Origin of the sequence: Hymenobacter amundsenii (assembly GCF_002204745.1) — a bacterium.
GTDB lineage: Bacteria > Bacteroidota > Bacteroidia > Cytophagales > Hymenobacteraceae > Hymenobacter > Hymenobacter amundsenii.
On record NZ_NIRR01000038.1, the window covers coordinates 1 to 18,819 of the forward strand.

General features: G+C 58.7%; 22 protein-coding genes and 1 pseudogene. 9 read left to right on the forward strand and 14 right to left on the reverse strand.

Annotated features, from left to right (window positions below):
• Nucleotides 1–282 precede the first annotated feature (282 nt).
• Nucleotides 283–414 (forward strand): hypothetical protein, encoded by a 132-nt coding sequence (locus CDA63_RS21645; protein WP_262490672.1) that lies wholly within the window; start codon nucleotides 283–285, stop codon nucleotides 412–414.
• Nucleotides 415–431: 17 nt separating this feature from the next.
• Here the strand turns inward: CDA63_RS21645 and CDA63_RS16800 are convergent, their stop codons facing one another.
• Nucleotides 432–1,412, reverse strand: coding sequence for a PQQ-binding-like beta-propeller repeat protein (locus CDA63_RS16800; protein WP_165768356.1), 981 nt, complete (start codon nucleotides 1,410–1,412; stop codon nucleotides 432–434).
• A 302-nt stretch (nucleotides 1,413–1,714) separates the two neighbouring features.
• Between CDA63_RS16800 and CDA63_RS16805 the strand changes: the two genes are divergently transcribed.
• The 3 genes from CDA63_RS16805 to CDA63_RS16815 all read left to right on the forward strand — a co-directional run bounded on the left by CDA63_RS16805 (nucleotide 1,715) and on the right by CDA63_RS16815 (nucleotide 2,945).
• Nucleotides 1,715–2,254 (forward strand): hypothetical protein, encoded by a 540-nt coding sequence (locus CDA63_RS16805; RefSeq protein ID WP_126546911.1) that lies wholly within the window; start codon nucleotides 1,715–1,717, stop codon nucleotides 2,252–2,254.
• A 110-nt stretch (nucleotides 2,255–2,364) separates the two neighbouring features.
• Complete coding sequence (locus tag CDA63_RS16810; RefSeq protein ID WP_088465626.1) at nucleotides 2,365–2,625, forward strand: AbrB/MazE/SpoVT family DNA-binding domain-containing protein; 261 nt, start codon at nucleotides 2,365–2,367, stop codon at nucleotides 2,623–2,625.
• Entirely contained in the window at nucleotides 2,613–2,945 is a 333-nt protein-coding gene (locus CDA63_RS16815; RefSeq protein WP_088465627.1) for a type II toxin-antitoxin system PemK/MazF family toxin, read from the forward strand. The genes CDA63_RS16810 and CDA63_RS16815 overlap by 13 nt, the downstream gene beginning before the upstream one ends.
• A gap of 395 nt (nucleotides 2,946–3,340) precedes the next feature.
• Here the strand turns inward: CDA63_RS16815 and CDA63_RS16820 are convergent, their stop codons facing one another.
• From CDA63_RS16820 to CDA63_RS16850, 6 genes are all read right to left on the reverse strand, one after another.
• The gene (locus CDA63_RS16820; protein ID WP_088465628.1) at nucleotides 3,341–3,562 is read right to left on the reverse strand and encodes a hypothetical protein; all 222 of its coding nucleotides are present in this window, start codon (nucleotides 3,560–3,562) and stop codon (nucleotides 3,341–3,343) included.
• A gap of 74 nt (nucleotides 3,563–3,636) precedes the next feature.
• Nucleotides 3,637–3,993, reverse strand: a complete 357-nt coding sequence (locus CDA63_RS16825) for a hypothetical protein (RefSeq protein WP_206780467.1) — start codon at nucleotides 3,991–3,993, stop codon at nucleotides 3,637–3,639.
• Between the two features lie 141 nt (nucleotides 3,994–4,134).
• Complete coding sequence (locus CDA63_RS16830) at nucleotides 4,135–4,575, reverse strand: DUF6331 family protein (protein WP_088465630.1); 441 nt, start codon at nucleotides 4,573–4,575, stop codon at nucleotides 4,135–4,137.
• A 108-nt stretch (nucleotides 4,576–4,683) separates the two neighbouring features.
• A complete protein-coding gene (locus CDA63_RS16835) occupies nucleotides 4,684–5,214 on the reverse strand; it encodes a DUF5063 domain-containing protein (RefSeq protein ID WP_088465631.1) in 531 nt (176 codons plus the stop codon).
• 84 nt (nucleotides 5,215–5,298) lie between these two features.
• Complete coding sequence (locus CDA63_RS16840; RefSeq protein WP_088465632.1) at nucleotides 5,299–5,778, reverse strand: hypothetical protein; 480 nt, start codon at nucleotides 5,776–5,778, stop codon at nucleotides 5,299–5,301.
• A gap of 625 nt (nucleotides 5,779–6,403) precedes the next feature.
• Nucleotides 6,404–6,997: a hypothetical protein gene (locus tag CDA63_RS16850; protein WP_088465634.1), complete on the reverse strand. Its 594-nt coding sequence runs from the start codon at nucleotides 6,995–6,997 to the stop codon at nucleotides 6,404–6,406.
• Between the two features lie 220 nt (nucleotides 6,998–7,217).
• Between CDA63_RS16850 and CDA63_RS21650 the strand changes: the two genes are divergently transcribed.
• Nucleotides 7,218–7,349: a hypothetical protein gene (locus tag CDA63_RS21650; RefSeq protein WP_262490673.1), complete on the forward strand. Its 132-nt coding sequence runs from the start codon at nucleotides 7,218–7,220 to the stop codon at nucleotides 7,347–7,349.
• Nucleotides 7,350–7,571: 222 nt separating this feature from the next.
• Here the strand turns inward: CDA63_RS21650 and CDA63_RS16855 are convergent, their stop codons facing one another.
• Nucleotides 7,572–8,102 carry a hypothetical protein gene (locus CDA63_RS16855; RefSeq protein ID WP_088465635.1) on the reverse strand — a complete coding sequence of 177 codons (531 nt, stop codon included), beginning with the start codon at nucleotides 8,100–8,102 and terminating at the stop codon, nucleotides 7,572–7,574.
• 142 nt (nucleotides 8,103–8,244) lie between these two features.
• Nucleotides 8,245–9,480: a DUF5694 domain-containing protein gene (locus tag CDA63_RS16860; protein WP_126546912.1), complete on the reverse strand. Its 1,236-nt coding sequence runs from the start codon at nucleotides 9,478–9,480 to the stop codon at nucleotides 8,245–8,247.
• A 376-nt stretch (nucleotides 9,481–9,856) separates the two neighbouring features.
• Between CDA63_RS16860 and CDA63_RS16865 the strand changes: the two genes are divergently transcribed.
• Complete coding sequence (locus CDA63_RS16865; protein WP_088465637.1) at nucleotides 9,857–10,942, forward strand: DUF5700 domain-containing putative Zn-dependent protease; 1,086 nt, start codon at nucleotides 9,857–9,859, stop codon at nucleotides 10,940–10,942.
• 190 nt (nucleotides 10,943–11,132) lie between these two features.
• Here CDA63_RS16865 and CDA63_RS16870 read toward each other — a convergent pair whose 3' ends face one another.
• The 4 genes from CDA63_RS16870 to CDA63_RS20950 form a co-directional block, all read right to left on the reverse strand.
• The gene (locus tag CDA63_RS16870; protein ID WP_088465638.1) at nucleotides 11,133–11,834 is read right to left on the reverse strand and encodes a LytR/AlgR family response regulator transcription factor; all 702 of its coding nucleotides are present in this window, start codon (nucleotides 11,832–11,834) and stop codon (nucleotides 11,133–11,135) included.
• On the reverse strand, nucleotides 11,831–12,937 hold the full coding sequence (locus CDA63_RS16875) for a sensor histidine kinase (RefSeq protein WP_126546913.1): 1,107 nt from the start codon (nucleotides 12,935–12,937) through the stop codon (nucleotides 11,831–11,833). The genes CDA63_RS16870 and CDA63_RS16875 overlap by 4 nt, the downstream gene beginning before the upstream one ends.
• A 209-nt stretch (nucleotides 12,938–13,146) precedes the next feature.
• Entirely contained in the window at nucleotides 13,147–13,812 is a 666-nt protein-coding gene (locus CDA63_RS20585) for an alpha/beta hydrolase-fold protein (RefSeq protein ID WP_165768357.1), read from the reverse strand.
• Complete coding sequence (locus CDA63_RS20950; protein WP_088465641.1) at nucleotides 13,710–14,351, reverse strand: hypothetical protein; 642 nt, start codon at nucleotides 14,349–14,351, stop codon at nucleotides 13,710–13,712. The genes CDA63_RS20585 and CDA63_RS20950 overlap by 103 nt, the downstream gene beginning before the upstream one ends.
• 249 nt (nucleotides 14,352–14,600) lie before the next feature.
• Here CDA63_RS20950 and CDA63_RS16890 point away from each other — a divergent pair, with 249 nt between their 5' ends.
• A complete protein-coding gene (locus tag CDA63_RS16890; RefSeq protein ID WP_088465642.1) occupies nucleotides 14,601–15,344 on the forward strand; it encodes a porin family protein in 744 nt (247 codons plus the stop codon).
• A gap of 79 nt (nucleotides 15,345–15,423) precedes the next feature.
• Here the strand turns inward: CDA63_RS16890 and CDA63_RS16895 are convergent, their stop codons facing one another.
• On the reverse strand, nucleotides 15,424–16,539 hold the full coding sequence (locus CDA63_RS16895; RefSeq protein ID WP_088465643.1) for a PDDEXK nuclease domain-containing protein: 1,116 nt from the start codon (nucleotides 16,537–16,539) through the stop codon (nucleotides 15,424–15,426).
• 164 nt (nucleotides 16,540–16,703) lie between these two features.
• Here CDA63_RS16895 and CDA63_RS16900 point away from each other — a divergent pair.
• A pseudogene (locus tag CDA63_RS16900) lies at nucleotides 16,704–18,369 on the forward strand (formate--tetrahydrofolate ligase).
• 136 nt (nucleotides 18,370–18,505) lie between these two features.
• A complete protein-coding gene (locus CDA63_RS16905; RefSeq protein WP_088465644.1) occupies nucleotides 18,506–18,799 on the forward strand; it encodes a type II toxin-antitoxin system HigB family toxin in 294 nt (97 codons plus the stop codon).
• Nucleotides 18,800–18,819: the final 20 nt, after the last annotated feature.

Here is an 18,819-nt window from a genome sequence, read left to right on the forward strand (position 1 = left end):
TCGGACCAGTTCGCGTACACCGTCATGGCGCAATACGCCCCGTAAAAGAAATGAGCCGCCACGAGTACCGAAGGTGCCTCAAGGCAAATGCTCTTTCAACTGAACTCCTGATAGCTACCTAGCACCAAGTGCCAAAGGGCTGTTTCAGGACCTGACGAGTTTAAGAAACTCGTCTACGAATCAAAGTTTACGAAACGCGCCAAGGGGATGAGTTTCGTAAACTCTTCAGCAGGTATTTGGGTGCAGCGCGAGGTGAAGGGTAGTTAGGCCCAGCACCAGGAAGTGAAGCGCTTTTACGGACTGGTAAAGGAGCTCAACCCGCAGCAGGAGCAGGAAGCGCAGCGCCAGGTGGCCCAGCAGCGCATCCACCAGGCCGGGCAGCAGCACAGCCGCAGCGGTGGAATAGGTATGTGAAGGCTTGTCAATAGAAGCTATTCCTTCAAACTCCATAGCTCGTTGCCTCCGGTAGGAATGTAGAGCTTATTGTTTGCCACGAGCGGGTCCGATATACCATAATTAAAAGACTCCTTGAAAAGGAGCTTGCCCGTCTGGCTATCTAGGCAGTACAGATTGCGAGCCGTGGTACCGAAATAGATGCCCTGCTGGAAGCGACAAAATTGCGTAGCTACCTCTTCCTCAGGTTGTAATTTGGTAGCCCACAAAATTCTTCCCGTGCCAGTGCTCAGGCAAACTACTTGCTCATCATAGGTAGCGACGATAACCTGATGGTCTTGCACGAGCGGTTGGTACAGCGCCTCGCACTTCAAGGCAGCACTCCAGATTTCTTTGCCGTTCGTGTAGTCGAGTAATTTAACCCGTCCACCCTTGTAATACCTATCGTTGCATACCACCAGCCCCTCGGGCGAAGCGACGGGGTCCGAACTAGCATAGTCCGGATAACTAGTGGCCCAATCTATCTTGCCTGTCCTGCTATCTACTGCCAACAAGCTGTCTGACAGTCCCCACATGCCTACGTAAAGCTTGTTTGCTCGTAACAAGGGCTGGTTAGTTGATAAGCTTACGGCGGGTTGCGGCAAGTGCCAAACGGTTTCGCCAGTACGCGCCTTTACTGCCCATAAGCCATCAGCACGAACTGGGATGTAAAGGATGCTATCTCGTTCAACTAGGGCATTCTTAACGCGGCCAGCCGTCTTCCGCTTCCAAACCAGATTGCCTGAGGAATCTAGGCAGTACACGTTTAAGTCAAAGCTGGAGAAGTAGATTTTATTCCCGGAAATAACGGGTGGATAGTAGGGGTCATCCCCCGTTTTAAAGGCTAGCTTGAGTTTGCCATCGGCTAGATTAGCGGCGCAGAATGCGTTATTGAAGCTCCCAAAATAGAGCAGACTATCCTTTAAAAGGAGCGAAGAAGTTACCCAATCGAGGCTGGGGTTTCGCCAGAGCAGCTTCACATGCTGACGGTCGTCATCGACTGGCTTGCGGTTGGTAGAGCATGCTGCTAACAGGACTACTAAACATATAAGTGTTGTCTTCCTAGTCATAGTCGGGTGTCCTTTGGCGGAGGTTATGCCTCAGCAAAGTACCACGTTCAGCCGACAGGGGCCGTGGGGGCAAAAACCACCACTTTTCCAAGGTGACGCGTATAACTCGCATTATGATAAGCGACTTTGACAAGAATTGATGGGGTTTGCAAAGAGATTGTTATTCTTGTAAAAATATAATTAATCTAGTAGGGTGTTGCATCTGTTTTACGATGACTTCAAGTAGAAAAAAATGGTTGGTGGTGCTCGTCGTACTCTTAGCAGGTTTAGCCGGAGTGGGGTACCAGTTCTTAGCCTCGCTGAATCCAATAGAAGGTATGAGAGCCTATACGACTAGCTCCAAGCAGTCAAAAGCCATGGGCGTGTTCGACCGATATGTACAAGTCAAGCCTCAGTCCCTGCGCCATGATTCGCTGTATTCGCTCCGCATAGAAGAAGCATATCTAGAGAAGTATTGGGTGTGTGACGAGGGGTGTATTAGCGCAAATGAAATAAACTCTGTAGGTAGCAAAACGCTCATCGTCAGGCTGCAACGGAGCTCAGATGCGACGGGCTTACAAGACACCTACTTTATTCGGCAGCAACATGGTGCAAATAAAAGCGCTTTACATTTGGGTCAGGATGGGGTCTTACTCGACTATATCAATGCGGATTTATCCGGGTGTTATCCATCCTGGCCCCTTAAATATTACGTGTATAAGGGGCGTTATGGTGCTGATGAAACACTGCTTGATAGCCTCACTGTTTATTGAGATATAGGGTACGATAAGGGCCCATTATCGTACCTAAAAAGGCTGTTTTCCAGCGAATGAAACTAAGTACGACAAGTAAATGTACTTACATTGTACGTACATTTGCTTCTATGAACACGCGCCTGATTCGGGTCGGCAATTCCCAGGGGATTGTGCTGCCCAAGAAGTTACTGCAGCAATATCAGCTTTCCGGCGAGGTTGACCTGCAGCCTACGCCCGAGGGGCTGCTGATCACGCCTGTCAGCAAGCCCCGTCGCCAAGGCTGGGGCGAGCGCTTTCAGCAGGCTATTGCCCAGGGCCAGGACCCAGAGGGGGAGCTGCTGGAGGGATTTTCGGATGAAACGTTTGAGGAAACCGAATGGCAGTGGTAGCCGTGCAGCGCTTCGAGGTGTGGCTCGTCAACCTCGACCCAACCCAGGGCAGCGAAATTAACAAGACCCGCCCCTGCGTGGTGCTCTCCCCCGATGAGATGAACCGCTACCTGCGCACGGTCACCATTGCGGCCCTGACCAGCACCCGGCGCGATTACCCTTCCCGGGTGGATTGCTCCTTCCAGGGCAAAGAGGGACAGGTAGCACTTGATCATATCCGGTCGGTGGACAAAACCCGCCTGGTCCGTCGGCTGGGTATGCTGTCCAAAAGCACGGCACAAGCCGTATGTGAGCGGCTACAGGAAATGTTTCAGTATTGACGCCCCCTTCGTAAACCCAACCGCCCGCTGCTTACAGCGGGCCGGTTGGGTTTACGCCCAGTCATAGCGCGCACCATGACGCGGTTGATAGAGGCCTTCTTATAGCAGCGGGGGGATAAAATTACTTTAAGCCTTCCACAGCCTTCCACAGCCTTCCACAGCCTTCCACAGCCTTTGCGGTCATGCGGCTCCCAAAATCCTGTTCGCCTAGGCCCAGGAAAGCACCTGGGTTTGAGTTTACGAAACTCATCTCGTTTTCGAGTTTCGTAAACTTTGAATCGTAGACGGGTTTCTTAAACTCTCCCGACCATGCAGTAGGCACCTAGCATCTGGTGCCGAGCTGCTGCTGGTCGTTCAGGTAAAGGAGCGTTGAAAGTGCACGTACGATGCACCTGTTAGCGCTTAATGGTGAAGCTGACCAGCTCCCAAGTCTGGTTGTTGGTGTACACGACCTTGCTCACGCCCACATAACGGCTGTAGTAGACATGCCGAATCCAGTTGCCTTTCGTGGAATCGACCTTGCTGCCGTAGTCTGGAATAAGGTGGACCGACTGCCGGAAGGTGCCCGCCGGGGTAACAACGGCCGCCGTGTCGACAAAGGCGAGGCGCTGGTGCACCTTCTGCCCTAAGCGAATCGGGTAGCCAAACGCTTCAGGTGGTGAATAGAGCGTGCCCACGCTCGACCCTTGATTCAGAACATGATAGCCCTCGCTATCCGATAAGGCGTCGGAAGCCAAGAATTCGGTGCCGGGCCCGTGCTCCCCGGAAAGAAGGTGCGGTTGGAGTGGGGCATACTCACCTGATAGGATTGCACGCAGGGAACCCGGTTGTCCCCGTCGCTGTACGCGGTGCTGTGCTGCTCGCGGGCAAAAGACACGCGCAAGGTATCGTAGACGGCCGGGGTGCTGCCTTTTAGGCGATACACCCACGTGCTCCCCTCAGGAAAGTACCAGTAATCGAGAAATGCTTGCGGGGCGCGGCTGAGCTGCACGCACTCGCTGGGCTCTTTTTTGCAGGCCCCCAGCGCGCTGAAAAGCAGCAGGGCCATAGCCAAGGGCAGGTAATGTGTTTTCATGGGGCAGAACAGAGCAAAGGAGCGTGGGAAAGACTTGGTTAAGGTAGCATGGTGTATGCGAAAACGGTCCGAAGGTAAACGCACCTTTTGAGAAAAGGAGCGTTTAGGAAAGAGCTAAGAGTCGTTAGAAAACGTTACTTGCTCTCGGCTATCAGTAGCCAACACGGATAGCAGATGGTCGAGCAAACGCAGGAATGAAGCCCGCGCAAACAGCTGATTAAACCGATCGTAACTGACAACGTCCTTGTTGGCGCTTAAGACCGTCTGTTTCGTCTGCCGGAGTGCCTCCACCAAGGACTGCTGATTCAACCCCTGGGCCGCGCGGCAGATGTCGTCCGGCCACCACCCAAAGGCTTGAACCCCGCAACAAGCCGCGACGCACGCCACTTCCAAGTTATTCCAAAAAACATCTAGGGGCGCCAACGCGCCCTGAGCAGTGTTGGCCGGGGTGTCCTGCGTATGCGAAAAGCAAAGAAGAGAGTCGCTAAACGGGTCGAAACCCAACAGGTCAATGTGGGCCTCTGGACCGATGGAAAGGATTGCTTGCGCAGTCATACAACTGGAAGGAATAAGTAATACAGGTTTGGAACGCGCCCAGCCTCGGTACTCCGCAGTTTACTAAAACAGTCCCAAGCTAAACGTGGCAATTCAGTCTAAGGAGGCTTATTGATGAAGCCTTTTCAAGTAAAAGTGAATAGCTGACAAGGCGTTCACACAGTGATGGTCCCAGTGCGCGTCAAAATCAAACTTGAATTGCCACAACGCATTTTCCTGACAGTCTGGTTGGCCTAGGTGGAAGACCAAGAGAGCATAGCGGACGTCTTTGTATATATCACCTAAATCATCCAGTAGGTCGCCGCAAACCGACGTGTGCTCCACGTCGTCGATGGGGTCAAACACATGCCAGTAGTAGCGGGCTTCTCCCAACCGCTCAGCGATACTGGAAAGGATAGCCTGAAAAGTAGTGGCGGACAAGGTGTTGTCATAGTCCTGATTCGATTGCAGGTCAACCCATGGCAACGCAGATGCGGCATCATACAAGCGGACCAAATACCGACGAGTTGCCAGCAAAAAATCCTGTGGCAGACCGGGCTTCTGTTGCTCGATGAAGGTACAAAAGTCTACCGCCGCTTGGTAGTAGGCTGTAAACGTTGGGACCTTGAGAATCTCTTCAGTAGACTGTTGGCGATCCATAATACTAGTTCACTTCAATGGTCCGAAGGTAAACGCTCTCCGTCTTTAAAAAACGAGCGTTTTTTAAAGACGGAGTTGTTTTGTTTAGGCGTAGTGATCAAATAAGAAGAGGCCGACACTCGCGGCGGTCCATCCCCCGAGCCGTCGAGCGGTCAGCGAAAAGCCGTAATACGCAGCGGCATTCTTGTGGACGAGCCAGTAAGCGATGACGACATAGACAGCCAAAAGCCCAGCGGTGTACCCTGCTTCTGGGGTTCGGCCAACCAAAAGAGTGGTGTCCACCCACAAGAGACGGTGGAGCACATTGAGCATCGAAACAATTAACGCGATGGCCAGCGCATGCCCCCCCCACCAGCGTTTGGCGAACGTGCCGGCCATGGCCACTAAACACACGAGTGCCAGTCCAACTTGGTGCGCCAGCCACATTGCGCCAGCCGGCGTGGGCAGTGCGTAGGGCCCCACCAACTCTTGATGCCCGAGATAGAAATTTCGGACTATCAGGACAATGCCCACCGTAAACACGAGGGACAGCAGGCCCGCGACGCTTCTAATTAAGAGATTCATGGAAGTGCAAGCATAAGGCGGCGGTTAAAAAGCACAATATTATACTGGCCCTGCTTATGCCACTGGTTCAGCCAAACGGTGGTGCCGTGATCGCGCTGTGTTAAATTGAAGAAGGCTAAGTTTGAACTCCCTATATTCTACAAGTCTCAATGCTGCGAATGCGTACTGCGCTTGCCCTGGCAGCCCTATTGCCCTTTGGCTGCCGGCCCGGGAGGCCCCCTCTCTCCGCGACCGATTGCCTCGCCCTGCACGCATGGGATATCAGCCGGGCAAAAAGACAAACCCTCTTGACTGGGATGTATGCCCGAACAACGGTTCCCGCTCTTCGCACGCCCCGTCTTCTGCGCCGGTACTGCGTGTCGCCTGGCGTAGTCAACCAGCAGAAGTACGGGTTATACTTCGTCGATGACCTCTCCCACAAAGGGCCGATGTGCGTCATCAATGGCTCGCGTTCCTTGACGGTGGTTCAACTTGGTTTTACGGCTCACGACACACGTGATTCGGTGCGGAAAGTGGTAGCCCGGTACCAGTCGGAGATTTCCCCGGCCCTAGCGGATTCGATAGTTAATCAGTTTAAGTAAACGGTCCGATTGTAAACGGGGCCCATTCAGAAAAAGGAGCGGTTTTAAGAACCGTTTTGAGGATTGCGCGAGCTGTGCGCTGGACGAGCGGCCTGCACCTGGCTCGCAATTTCGGGAACGAGCTGGGCCCACGCGGCCGGGTTGTCCAGCCCCAACGGTTCGTAGAAGGACAAAAGCCACCGCACGTATTGGTCCAGGGCTTCCACGGCGGCCGCGGTCGGGCCGCGCACACCGGCCATGGCCAGCTCGTATTCGTCGTCCACTCCCGCCAGAAAGGAGCGTTCTGGTTCGGTAAAAGTCCCGTGCCATTGCAGCCAGTCCATGGTGCGGACCACCCGCTGCAGCGGCAGGTGCCCGGCCGTGTACTGTTGGTGCAGCAGTCCCAAGACGACCCGTCCCGATTCGGCGGGGCGCGGACTCCTAATGTATCCCTCCAGGGCCGCCACCACGTCGTTGCGGGTGCGATGCCCGGACAGGGCCAGGTCGAGCACGAACTCGGGCGGTTCCTGCTCGGCCAGCACACGAGCGTCCGCCCAGGCCATCACGGCCTGCTGGTCCCACAGGCCGGTCACGAGGCCCATGCGGAACACCTCCAACAGGGCAACTACGTCGAGCGGGATGGGTGAGGAATTGGGCATACGGGAGAAAGCGCCACTGTTAGGAAGAAATGAAGCAGCGCGGTGCAACGATAAGGGTCTTCACATTCCCGTTCAGGAAAACGGTTCGAGGGCAAACGCGCGCCGTTGTTGAAAAAAAGATTGACCGTGGCTATTTTTAGCCCGTCAATCCGTTTGGTTGGCCCCGGAGCCGCTTAGCCAGCTAGGTGGCGTGGCGTAAATCCTTTCCTTTCTTCTTCCCATGAACCTCCTAATACACTTGCTGCACGGCACCAGCACACCAGTCAAAGGAGTACTGGCAGTAGCGGCCGGCTACTTCATTTTTAGTGCGGGCAAATGCGTCGGCGAGTTCCTCTACTTCGTGTCTCTTTAAGCACCCCCGGGGCTCCCGGTCTGCCCCACTTAGAGTGGTTTTTGCACGCGTTGACGAGCCATGCGGTGTGCGTTCAGCCAAACGAACGGTCCGAAAAGCAAAACGAGGGTTAAAGCCTGCTTACTTGGTCTTTTCCCGCTGTGCTATCTATTCTCTTCTTTTCCCAAGGCCCAAATAGTACGGCGGGGCAATGCCTGAAAAACCTACTGTTTCGGGGGGCAGCTAAAGAATAAAATCCAGTGTGAGAGCAGGAAAAACCCTGACCTGGCGGTCGATTACTTTCATGTCGCCTGCCTGGTATCCAGCTCGAAATCCGTTGACTACAAAAATGTTGAGCCCAGTGCGAAAACGGTCAGTGAACCGGAGGTTGGTGCCGAAGCCCGCCCCAAAGTTCAAGTCGTTTACCTCACCGCTGCCTCCGGCTAGTGCCCAATGATAATTCGTGTACACGGCGCCAACGCCCACCACCGGTTCTACCAATTTGAAGTTGGTGGGTAAGGAGTAGGTTAAGAGCCCGATACCGGCGCGGCTGTACTCGGCTGCTCGTTCATAGCCAAATTGATGAACCCCGGCCAGCTTCACGCCCCAGCGCTGAGTAAAGCGGTAATCTGCCTGAATACCCAGGGCGTTGTAAGTGCCCAACACCCCAACAGAGAACTTGCGCACAGGGTACGCCGCAAGGGAAGGGGCTGCTTCTTGACCAAGTGCTGGTAGGGCAGCCAAACCAAAAAGAATTGATAAGGTGGTTCTCATTAAAAGGGAATAGTACGAAGGCAAACAAGGTACGGTCCAGGTGCTAGACGGCCGCTCACCGCACGCCAATAGTTGCTGCTACTGGGAGAATCGGTTCACCGTAACGGTAATTTTCCAAGCATCATGTTACTCAAGGTTGCTCCTAGTCGGGACAGCCCGCCGGCTTGGCTTCGAGCAGGGCTGGAACCGATACGAGTTCCACATCCGTGAATGTGCGCAGGTAGGCTTCGAGAAAGGGTTTGTGCCCGGCGCCGACAATCAACAGGGCCCGTTCCCCTGGCCGGGAAGCGGTCGCTTCCCGGATGGCGACGGCCATGCGCAGGTTCTGCGCCTCCCAGGCCGCGACCCGTTGCCGCCCTACCCGTCCCATTTTCTCGCTTCTGAGCATCGAGAGCCATTGCGCATCGGCATCCAACTCCCCAAAGCGGGGCGAGTTTTTCCACTTCAGGATGGGCAGCACGTCGGCGGCGGTGGCCATCTGCCGCGCTTCTTCCGGCACAGCCTGGAAAGCCGGCGTGTTGTGATTAAATAATGCCACTTGGCCGGGTTCCGCCGTGACGGCGGCCTTGAAGGCTGGGAAGTCCGGTTGGGTCACGTCGCTGAGATGGTCTCCGGCTCCGTACACCCGCTCCAAGCCCAGGTCGGCGGCCAGCCGGGCGGCCATGGAGGACATTTCGTTGCGCAGGCTGGCCCAGCGAGTGACCTGTTTGGCTAACGCCGGAGAAATGCCATCGGCCCCGATGCGCTCGTCCACTGGCAAGCGCAGCCACTGCACGGCGGCCGACAACGGTTCAGCCGCCGCGACGAATAAGCCCGCTAGGCGGCGCCGCTGGGCGGGGGACAAGTCGCCTTTTTGGCTTAGTTCGTTGGCCTGAACGAGCGCCTGCGCCGCCGTCAGGTGCAGGTCAGCCTGAGCGGCCTGGGCCATCTGCAAGGTCGGGCCGGCATACTTGCCCGCGTCACCATGATAGGCCGCATACGCTTCGAGGCCCATGACCTGCTCTCCGGAGAGGGCCTCCGTCAGAATAAGGTCCGGCTTATAGCCGCGCAGGCGGCAAAGCACGGGTTCGAGCCAGGCGACCTGAAACGAAGCGGGAGCGGTGTCGAGGTGGTCAAGGCCAAAAATCATGATCTGGGTCGGCGCTAGGGCGAGCTTTTGCTTGGCCACCGCCGGGTCGAAGGCCGGGGACTGGGTGGTGGTGGGTAGCCGTTGAGTTGCCGCAGAGCCTGGTGAGGAGACCGTGCAGGCCGACAGGGTTACCAACAGACCAACAAGCAGTGTTCCCACGAGCGCTGGTGCCCCGAATAGCGGCCAGCGTAAAGGGGTGTTTGAGCCGAATAATGGCCGAGAAACGCGATTTTTAGCAAAGAGAGTCATCAACGCAAGTCTAATTCAGCTTCAGCCAGACGGCCACGAATCCCCATCTGCATTCTAAGAGAGAGGAGGGGGACGCAATTTGCACCCAAACATGGAGCCGGTTGGGAATCGCCGACTTACAACGGTTATCTGAGCCACCTTTTGTTTAGTGAAACGGTCCGAAGCTAAACGCTCTCTGGTTGAAAAAAGGAGGGTATTTTTACCATCTATCTCTTTTGACAAAACGGCTGTGTTCGGCTCGTTTCATGTACTCTGTGACTACCTTGTTCGCAACACTTTTTGGGGCCAGATGGGGCTTGCCAAGCGCTTGCAGGCAAGGCTCGTTCATTCTTGCGGCTCGTTCCTAACTATTCTCTACCATTCCGCTGATTCCTGTATGAAGCCCGTAATCCAATTTGCCTTTTCCTGCTTATTGCTGCTGGGCAGTAGCTGGCCCGCTTCGGCCCAACGCATTGAGGACGGGCCGCTACAAGCCTACTGGACGTTAATTGAGCCCCTCAAACGAGGCGATTCCCTGCGGGTAGCGGACTGGCGGCAATTTCTCGCCCTCGAGGGCAACGACGCTTACATCAAAAACCAAGGCTTCGGGCCCAAGTACCTGGCCAACCTGCGGCGGGCCGTGGAGGTCGTCTACCAGCCGCAGCAAGCCGAGCTGCTGCAGGAGCGGCTCCGGGACCCCGTCAAGAACTGGCTCACGTACAAAGTGCACCAATATAAGGCACACGAACCAGCCCTCAAAGCGTACCAAGCCCAACTCAAGCAGCCCGCGTATCTGGAGACCGTGTACCGGGCGGCCTGGGCGTGGCTGCCCAAGCGCTTGCACCAACGGGACCCGGCGGCCACCATCTACCTGCTGGGCATTGAGAACGACGCCATCGCCGGCAACCACCTCTTGATATTGACCTTGTGGGCCGCTTACAACCAGGACCGGCTCTTGTCAGGTTCGCTCATTGGGCACGAACTGCACCACCAGCTGCGCCAGCCCGTGGCATTCCACAACGTGGCCGACCCCGACAAAGGCCTCCTGTACGTGCTCAACGGCGTGCTCAACGAAGGCAGCGCTGACCTAATCGATAAACCCGTGGCCCTGCGTCACGAATCCGACTTGCCCATGGAGTTTCAGCGCTCGGAGTTCCTGCTCGACCAAGCCGACAGCATCGTCCAGGTGCTCGATCAACGCCTCGCGGCCATGGCCCGCAGCAACGGCACCGATGCCCAACCCGAAAAGTACTACCGCACCTTAATCCGACAGACCAGCGGGCACTGTCCGGGGTATTATATGGCCGATATTATTGTGCGCAACGGGCTACGCCGTTCCTTGCTCCGGCAAATACAGAATCCGTTCGCGTTTATTTACCTCTACAACCAAGCCGCCCGCCGAGATGCGGCTAAGCCCCACGTACTTTCCGAGGCGGCCATTGAACAGGTTCGTCGGCTAGAGAAAAAATACTGGCCCGGGTGATAGGGGGTTACGTTGTAGAAGTCTTTCTGAGCGTACTTCAGTTCAGCAAAACGGTCGGAAGGTAAACGTGGCTATTCAGTTATATGAGCCTCACGCTTCCATTTTTTGGGGCACCGTGAGCAAGTGGCAATCAACACCAGTCCCGCCACTGGAAATCACGAGAGCGTACACCCCAAGTACTTAAACCTAGCTACAGTCTGCCGTAGAAGGCACTTCGATAGGCATCCCCGACGGGAATTACTCGGGCATCACTGCCGGCGACCTGGATGAGGATGCGGCTGCGCTCCACGGTGTGGATGTGGGCCAGCGACACGATGTACGACTTGTGCACGCGCACAAACGTTGATGCCGGCAGGCTCGCCTCCAGGCTGTTGAGCGTTTGCCGGGCAATAATCTTCTCCGTCGCCGTGTGAATCACGACGTAGTTCTGCAAGCCTTCCAGGTAGCGCACCTCTGCCAAATCGACCCGCTGCATCCGGTGTTCGGTTTTGACAAACAGGTAGGGACGGGGCGCTTCGGCCGCCGCCGGGCGCAGCCGCCGGTGCGCCTTTTGCACGGCTTGGTAGAACCGCTCGAAGGAAATGGGCTTGAGCAGGTAGTCCACCACGTCGTGCTCGAACCCGTGGAGCGCGTAATCGGCGTAGGCGGTCGTCAGCACTACCTGCGCCCGTCGGTCCAGGGCCTGCAGAAACTGCAAGCCGGTGAGCTGCGGCATCTGAATGTCGAGAAAAATCAGCTCGACGCGCCGTTCCCCGACCCAGTTCAGGGCCTCCACCGGATTTTCGCTGCGGCCCGCCAGCTGCAGCGCCGGCACCTGGGCCACGTAGTCGGTCAGCAGGTCGAGGGCCAACGGTTTGTCGTCCACCAGCAGGCACGGAATCGGGTCGGTCATAAGTCGAGGTGGAGGGTTACTTGGAAATCAGCGGGCGATTCGGTCACGGTCAGCGTGTGCCGGGCGGGGTAGAGCAGCGCCAGCCGCCGCCGCACGTTGGGCAGCCCGATGCCCCCCAGCTGGTCTTTCTGCTGGGCCTGCTTGGCGTTGTGCAGGCAAAAATCCAGGGCTGTCGCCGTCAGGTCGAGGTGGAGCGTAACGGGCCGTGCGGCGTCGCTCAGCACCCCGTGCTTGAACGCGTTTTCCACGAACGAGACCAGCAGCAGCGGGGCGATGGTTTGCCCGTTGAGCGTGCCCCGCACCTGGTAGTCAAGGTGCAGGTTGCCCTTGGCGCCGAGGCGTTGCAGCTCCATCAACCCGTCCAGGTAGTCCAACTCCCGGCTCAGCGGCACCCGGTCGTGGCGGGCTTCGTGCAGCATGTAGCGCAACAATTCGGAGAGCTTGAGCAAGGCCCCCGGCGCGGCATCCGACTTCTGGTACACCAGCGCGTAAACGTCGTTAATGGTGTTGAAGAGAAAGTGCGGGTTCAGCTGCGAGCGCAGAAAGGTCAGCTCGGCGCTGGTATTGGCTTGCTGGGTTTCGCGCCGCCGCTGTTCCGCCAGTAAATGATGCCGGACAAAGGCGTACAGCACCCCGTAGAGCACGTAGTCGAAGTAATACCGGACGCTGTTCTCCACGTACCACTGCGCCGTGAAGGCGGTGTTCTGGCCGTAGTTGTCGAAGCCGAGCAGGGGTTTAAACACGTGAAATTCGAGCCCGTACCGTACGCCGGTGATGAGTAGCAGGGCCAGCAGCAGCCCACCCGCCATCCAACTCAGGGGCCGCCAGCCCCACGCTCGCGTCAGCAACGGCCGGGCGACCAGCCAGGCCGACGCGTAGAATGCCGTCGCAGTGATGAGCAGGTACCCCAGTCCCAGCAGCCAGTACGTGAGCACCGCCGTTTTGGGAACCGGGTGGGATGGCGCGTCCAGCGTGGCCACCACGTTTTTGACGAGCAGCAACGCCCAGACCAACAGGTGAACAGGCCATTCCGGAAAGAGGCGCGGCCGGCCAGCCATCATGGATTCGTTGAGGGAGCGGTGGGGTATTACTGGCTCAGGCACGTGAGGATTTTAGGAAAGAACTACTCAAAATTCGGGTGGGTACGCCGGCCGCTGGACTTCGCCGCGATTACGCCGGCAATGTCGCTCGCGTAGGGGAAATCACCGACGGTTTTTTAAACTCAACTCATCGACCTCTTGCCAATGGGGCCAGAAGTCAGACAAGATATGGCGCAGCCGTTAGGGGCCGCGCCGCGCTCACCGTGGGACAATCACCGCTTGCCCGGTTTTGCGGCGGCACTCCGCAGCGCCTGCTGCAGCAGCGCGAGCCCCTCTGGGCCGTACAAAAAGCTGTGGCCTCCTTTGTCTTTGGGCACGGTCTGAAGAATCCAATTAGGCCGGCCGGCGCGGTTGGCGTCGTAGGCGGCGCGCACGGCGGCGTAAGCATAGATGTCGTCGTCCTGGGCACTTAGCATCAACACGGGCTTGGTTTTGCCGAGCGGGCCATAGCTTGACTGGGCCAGTAGCAGTTTAGGGGCAGGTGCCAGGGCCACGTAGCGGCTGAAGGGCGCGGCCGGCTGCGCGGCAAACCAGAGGACCGCCGAGCCGCCGTTGCTCATGCCCACGAGCGTGGTACGAGCCGGGTCGGTGCGGTAGCGGGCGCGCACGGCCGTGACGATGCGCAGCACCTGGGCAAAAGCGGCCGGCTGCTCCACCCAGCCAAAGCTCGTCCGACCGAACGGATACACCACCAGCGCATTGGCCGGCGCGGCGGCAAAAATAGGCTCCGGCGTGACCGCGTCGGGGTTGGTGTGCTGGAACTGCGGCGTGCTGATCACCCCGCCGTGCAGAAATACCACCACCGGCGCCGGGCGGGCGGGGTCGTAGCCGGCGGGCACCCGCACCAGGTAGGGCACCCGCACCGTGTCGCCGGGCACGTGACTGAAATAGAGCGCGAAGCCAGCCGGCGCCGGGGCCACGCGGCCCCGCCTGCGGTCGCGCTCGACGGCAACACCAGGGCCCGGGCCTGCGTTTCGCTCAGCCAACGGGCGCGGCGCGTCTTTTCGGCCACGGCCTGCTCGGCGATGGCGCCGCGCATGGCCGCGAGCCAGCGCGCCCAGGCAGGCTCGTTGGCCCGCAGGGAAGCCAGGCCCGGGTCGGCCGCGATGTTGTCGAGGTCGCCGGCCTGCATGGGCAGCGGCCGGCGGCGGCTGAGCTGGCCCAGCCAGCGCCAGGCCAACGGCTGCTGGGCGGGGCACTGCGCGGCCGACAGGGCCGCCGCAAACAATTCAAACGGCGACGCCTGGGCGGAGTCCGGCGCGAACGCCCGCTCAAAAAGGGCAGTGGCGTCGCAAAATTTCTGGGCCTGCATGGCGGCGCCCGTTTCCTCCATCCGCTTGGCGTATTCGGCGGCGCCCTGACTACGGGCAGGGAAGGAGAACAGGGCGGACAGAACGAGTAACAACAGGATTTTCATGAGAGGGGGCGCTCGTGATTGAGTGGACTCTGGTGAGTCGTTTGATGGATTGAACACCCGAAGCAAGCCGCCCTTCCCTCTTTCGCCATCTTCTAAGTGACCACTCTCCCTTTTTCGTTGACCAACGCCCCATTCGCTGAGAGGCTGGGGCGCACAATCGCAACCAGCGTTTCGGAACGTTTCATTCGGTTGGCAAGCCATCTATTCCTGTAACTTTCCCAGGCCGTCACCTACCGGCTACCTGCCCCAGTGCTGAAGACCCCCTTTTTCCCCTTGGGCCTGGCCGTTCTTTTGGGGTGGCACGTGCCTTCCGCCACGGCCCAGCAGATCAAATACGGCGTGTCCGCTGGGCTGGTGCGCAGCTTCGTCTACCCGCAGGGCTTCTCGACCAAACCGCAATACGACTACGTGCGTGCCGAGGGGCAGTGGGGGTACCAGGTAGGGGCCCACGCCGAGCACGCGCTGGGCCCGAAAACAGCGGTGGACGCGGGGCTGCGATTCCTGTCCACCGCGACCCGCTATGACCTGTTTGCGGTCGTGCCGACGGCCTTTCAAGTCACGTATATGTGGCGGGCCGCGCGGCAGCACTATCGATTCTCCACCGGCCTCACGCAAGTGCTGGCGGCGCGGGGCACCAAGGAGCTGCGCGTGTTCGGGGGCTTGGCGACCGGCCTGGAAGTGCAGCAACTGCAGTACGAAGGCACAGCGTTTTCCATGTACAACCTACAGGCCAACGACCTATCCGTAACCTTTGATTACCAGGAGCCGGAGCGGGCATGGGTCGCTGGTCTAGAAGCGGGCGCAGGCCTGCGCCTGTACCACGGGGTCGACCTGAACCTGCGCTATACCTACAACTTCACGCCCACCGCTCCCATCGCCTACACCTCGGCCATTGCCTACACGGGCGCGGCGGGCAGTCCGCGCAACACCACCGGCGTGGTCCGGGGACGGCCAACCTTCGCCGCAGCCGAGCTGGTGATTTGGTTTAATTAAACGGTCCGAACCTCAGAAGCGACGGATCTGATGGACTGGAAGCGTAATGGCACCCGGTTGGACTTCTGACCGGCTACCGTCAGCTGTTGCCTAAGCGTTCTTGCTCCTCTCGTACCAACTGCTGCAACTCTTCTTCCGATGGCAGGTTCATCTGGTATTTGCTCACAAACAGTTGCTCGGCCATGCCCGTGGTCGCATAGCGCACAAGGGTGTCATTTTTCTGGGCGCACAGAATGAGCCCCACCGGCGGATTGTCGCCTTCGGTCATCTCCTGTTCCCGATAGTAGTTCAGGTACACGTTCATCTGCCCCGCGTCGGCATGGCTGAACGCCCCAATCTTCAGGTCTACCAGCACGTGGCACTTCAGAATGCGGTGATAAAAGACCAAGTCAATGAAGTAGTGCACGTTGTCGAAGGTGATGCGCTTTTGCCGGGCCTCAAAACAAAAGCCCCGCCCCAGCTCCACCAGAAACGTCTGCAGGTGCGCAATAATCGCCGCCTCCAGGTCGCTCTCGCTGTAGCTGGCCCGTTCCTCCAGCCCTAAAAATTCCAACACGTAAGGGTTTTTCACCACATCGGTCACCGACAGCGGCTGCGTGCCGGCGTGGCCGGCCAACACCGCCGCTTTATCGGTCGAGAGCCCCGTGCGCTCGTACAGCGCCGACTCAATGGCGCGCTTTAGCTCCCGCACCGACCAGCTGTTTTTCACCGCATGTACCTCATAAAACGCCCGCTGCACCGGCCGGTCCAGGGCCAGCAACTCCAGAAAGTGTGAGAAGCTCAGCCGGTTCAGCAGCAACTCCGGTGCCAGGCCCGGCAGGGCATGCGGGCCGCTGGCCAGGGCCGACACGGCCGTTGGGAAAGGCTTGGATACATCCAATAAACCCGCTTGTTGCAATTCCGCAGACACGGTCTGCAAAATCAGGGGGTAGGCCCGGTAAAACTCGCGGCACTGGTAAAGTCGCCGTTCTGCGAGCCCTTTGACGCCGTGCAGCTGCCGCGCCAGCTCCGACAGCAGCCGCTCACCATACTCGGCCCGGTCGCTGCCGCCCTGTTCGTACTCGGTGATGTGCCAGCCGATAAGCCAGTTGCGCACCGTCAACCAATAGTTTACCTGTTGGGCAGCCGCCCGCTGCGTTTGCGCGTGCAGCTGCCCAATCTGTTCCGCTAGCAGCGAAAGCGTACGTTCTTCCATCGGGACCAAGTTACGCTTGTCCAGTGAGTCGGCCGCATGGCCGGTACCTACAAAAAAGCGGATTATCAAGCGAAAAGTTGCTTCTGGCTATTGTTCAGTTAAACGGTCCGAAAGAATAACGAGGGCTTCCCTGTTACTAGTCTCGAACCGCTGCTTTTTTGTACATGACTGACCTTTCGATTGCCCAATCCGTGGCCCTCGCGCCCATCAAAAGCGTAGCCGCCCGGCTGGGCATTGCCGAGGACGACCTGGAGCTGTACGGCAAGCACAAAGCCAAGCTGCCGCTGGCGCTGATTGACGCGGAAAAGATGGCGCGGGCCCAACTCATCCTGGTCACGGCCATGACGCCCACCCCGGCGGGCGAAGGCAAAACGACGATGTCCATCGGCCTGAGCGACGGGCTGAACAAGCTGGGCAAAAGGGCTATTGCCGTGCTGCGCGAGCCCTCCGTGGGGCCGGTGTTCGGGGCCAAGGGCGGAGCCACGGGCGGGGGACATGCGCAGGTGGGGCCCTTGGTCGACATCAACCTGCACTTCACGGGTGATTTCAGCGCGGTGGAAAAGGCTAACAACCTGCTGGCATCCCTCATCGACAACGCCCTCCACACGCCGGGCCACCCGCTCAACCTCGACCCGCGCGCCGTGCTCTGGAAGCGGGTCATCGACTTGAACGACCGCAGCCTGCGCGACATCATCATCGGCCTCGGCGGCAAAGCCAATGGAGTGATGCGCAGCGACGGCTTCAACATCACGGCCGCCTCGGAGGTGATGGCCATCCTGTGCCTGGCCACCAGCCTGGCCGATTTGAAGGCCAAGCTCGGCAACATCCTCGTCGGGTTCACCTACACGAACGAGCCCGTGTACGCCCGCCAGCTGAAGGCGGAGGCAGCCATGGCCATCCTGCTGCGCGACGCCCTGCAGCCCAATCTGGTGCAAACCCTGGAAGGCAACCCGGCCCTGGTACATGGCGGGCCCTTTGCCAATATTGCTCAGGGCACTAATACGGTGCTGGCCACTCGCATGGGCCTCTCGCTGGGCGACTACGTGGTGACGGAAGCCGGCTTCGGCGCCGACCTGGGGGCCGAAAAATTCCTAAACATCAAGTGCGGCTACGCAGCACTGGCGCCGGCGGCCCTGGTGATGGTGGCCACCATCCGGGCCCTGCGCCACCACGGCGGGCCCGCCCGTCGAAATCAACACCCCCGACCTGGCCCGGTGCGAGCAGGGGTTTGCCAACCTCGAAAAGCACCTGGAAAACGCCCAAAAGTTTGGATTTCAGCCCGTGGTGGCCATCAACCACTTCGTAAGCGACACAGCCGAGGAAGTGGCCCTGGTGCAGCGCCTGTGCCAGAATATGGGGGTGCAGGCCGTAGTGAGCACCAGCTGGGCCGAGGGCGGCGCCGGCGCCACCCGGCTGGCCGAGGCCGTGCTGGCCAGCATCGCGAGCGGCGCCAACCGCTTCCGGCCCTTGTACGCCTGGGACCAGCCCATCAAGGCCAAAATCGAGACCATTGCCCGGGAGATTTACGGAGCTGCCGGGGTGGATTACTCGCCCAAAGCCGAAGCCGATATTCGCCGCATCAACCGGCTGGGGTTTGCCCACCTGCCCATCTGCATGGCCAAAACGCAGAAGTCGTTTTCCGACAACGAAAAGCTCATCGGCCGGCCAGTGGGTTTCCGCGTGACGGTGCGCGAATTTGAGCTGGCCACCGGGGCCGGCTTTGTCATCCCCCTTCTCGGCTCCCTGTTGCGCATGCCCGGGCTGCCGGCCGTGCCCGCCTCCGAGGGCATGGACATCGACGACGACGGCGTCATCACGGGGCTGTCGTAACCGTGATTATCTTCACTTGATTATGCTGCTGGAGCAAAAGGAGACGTTCTAAGTGGGGAACTTATTTCCAGAAACTGTAATTACATATTTCAGTAGAAAATTATCAATTCCAGAAATGTGCATCGTACCTTTGGGTATGGTCGTCATTTCCCAGAAGCCGCTGCGGGAGTTTTGGGAAAAGCACCCCGATGCGAAAGAAGCGCTGAGTGCCTGGTACGCCTTCGTACAGGAAAGCGACTGGGCCCGGCACGCGGATGTGATCCGCGACTACAACACGGCCGACTACACCCGCGACGGGCGCTACGTGTTCAACATCCGGGGCAACCGCTACCGCCTGGTGGCCCGGCTGCACTTCGCCACCCGCACCGTGTTCGTCCGCTTTGTGGGCACGCACCAGCAATACGACAACATCGACGCCGACACCGTTTGAGCACCCGCGTTGAGCACCCG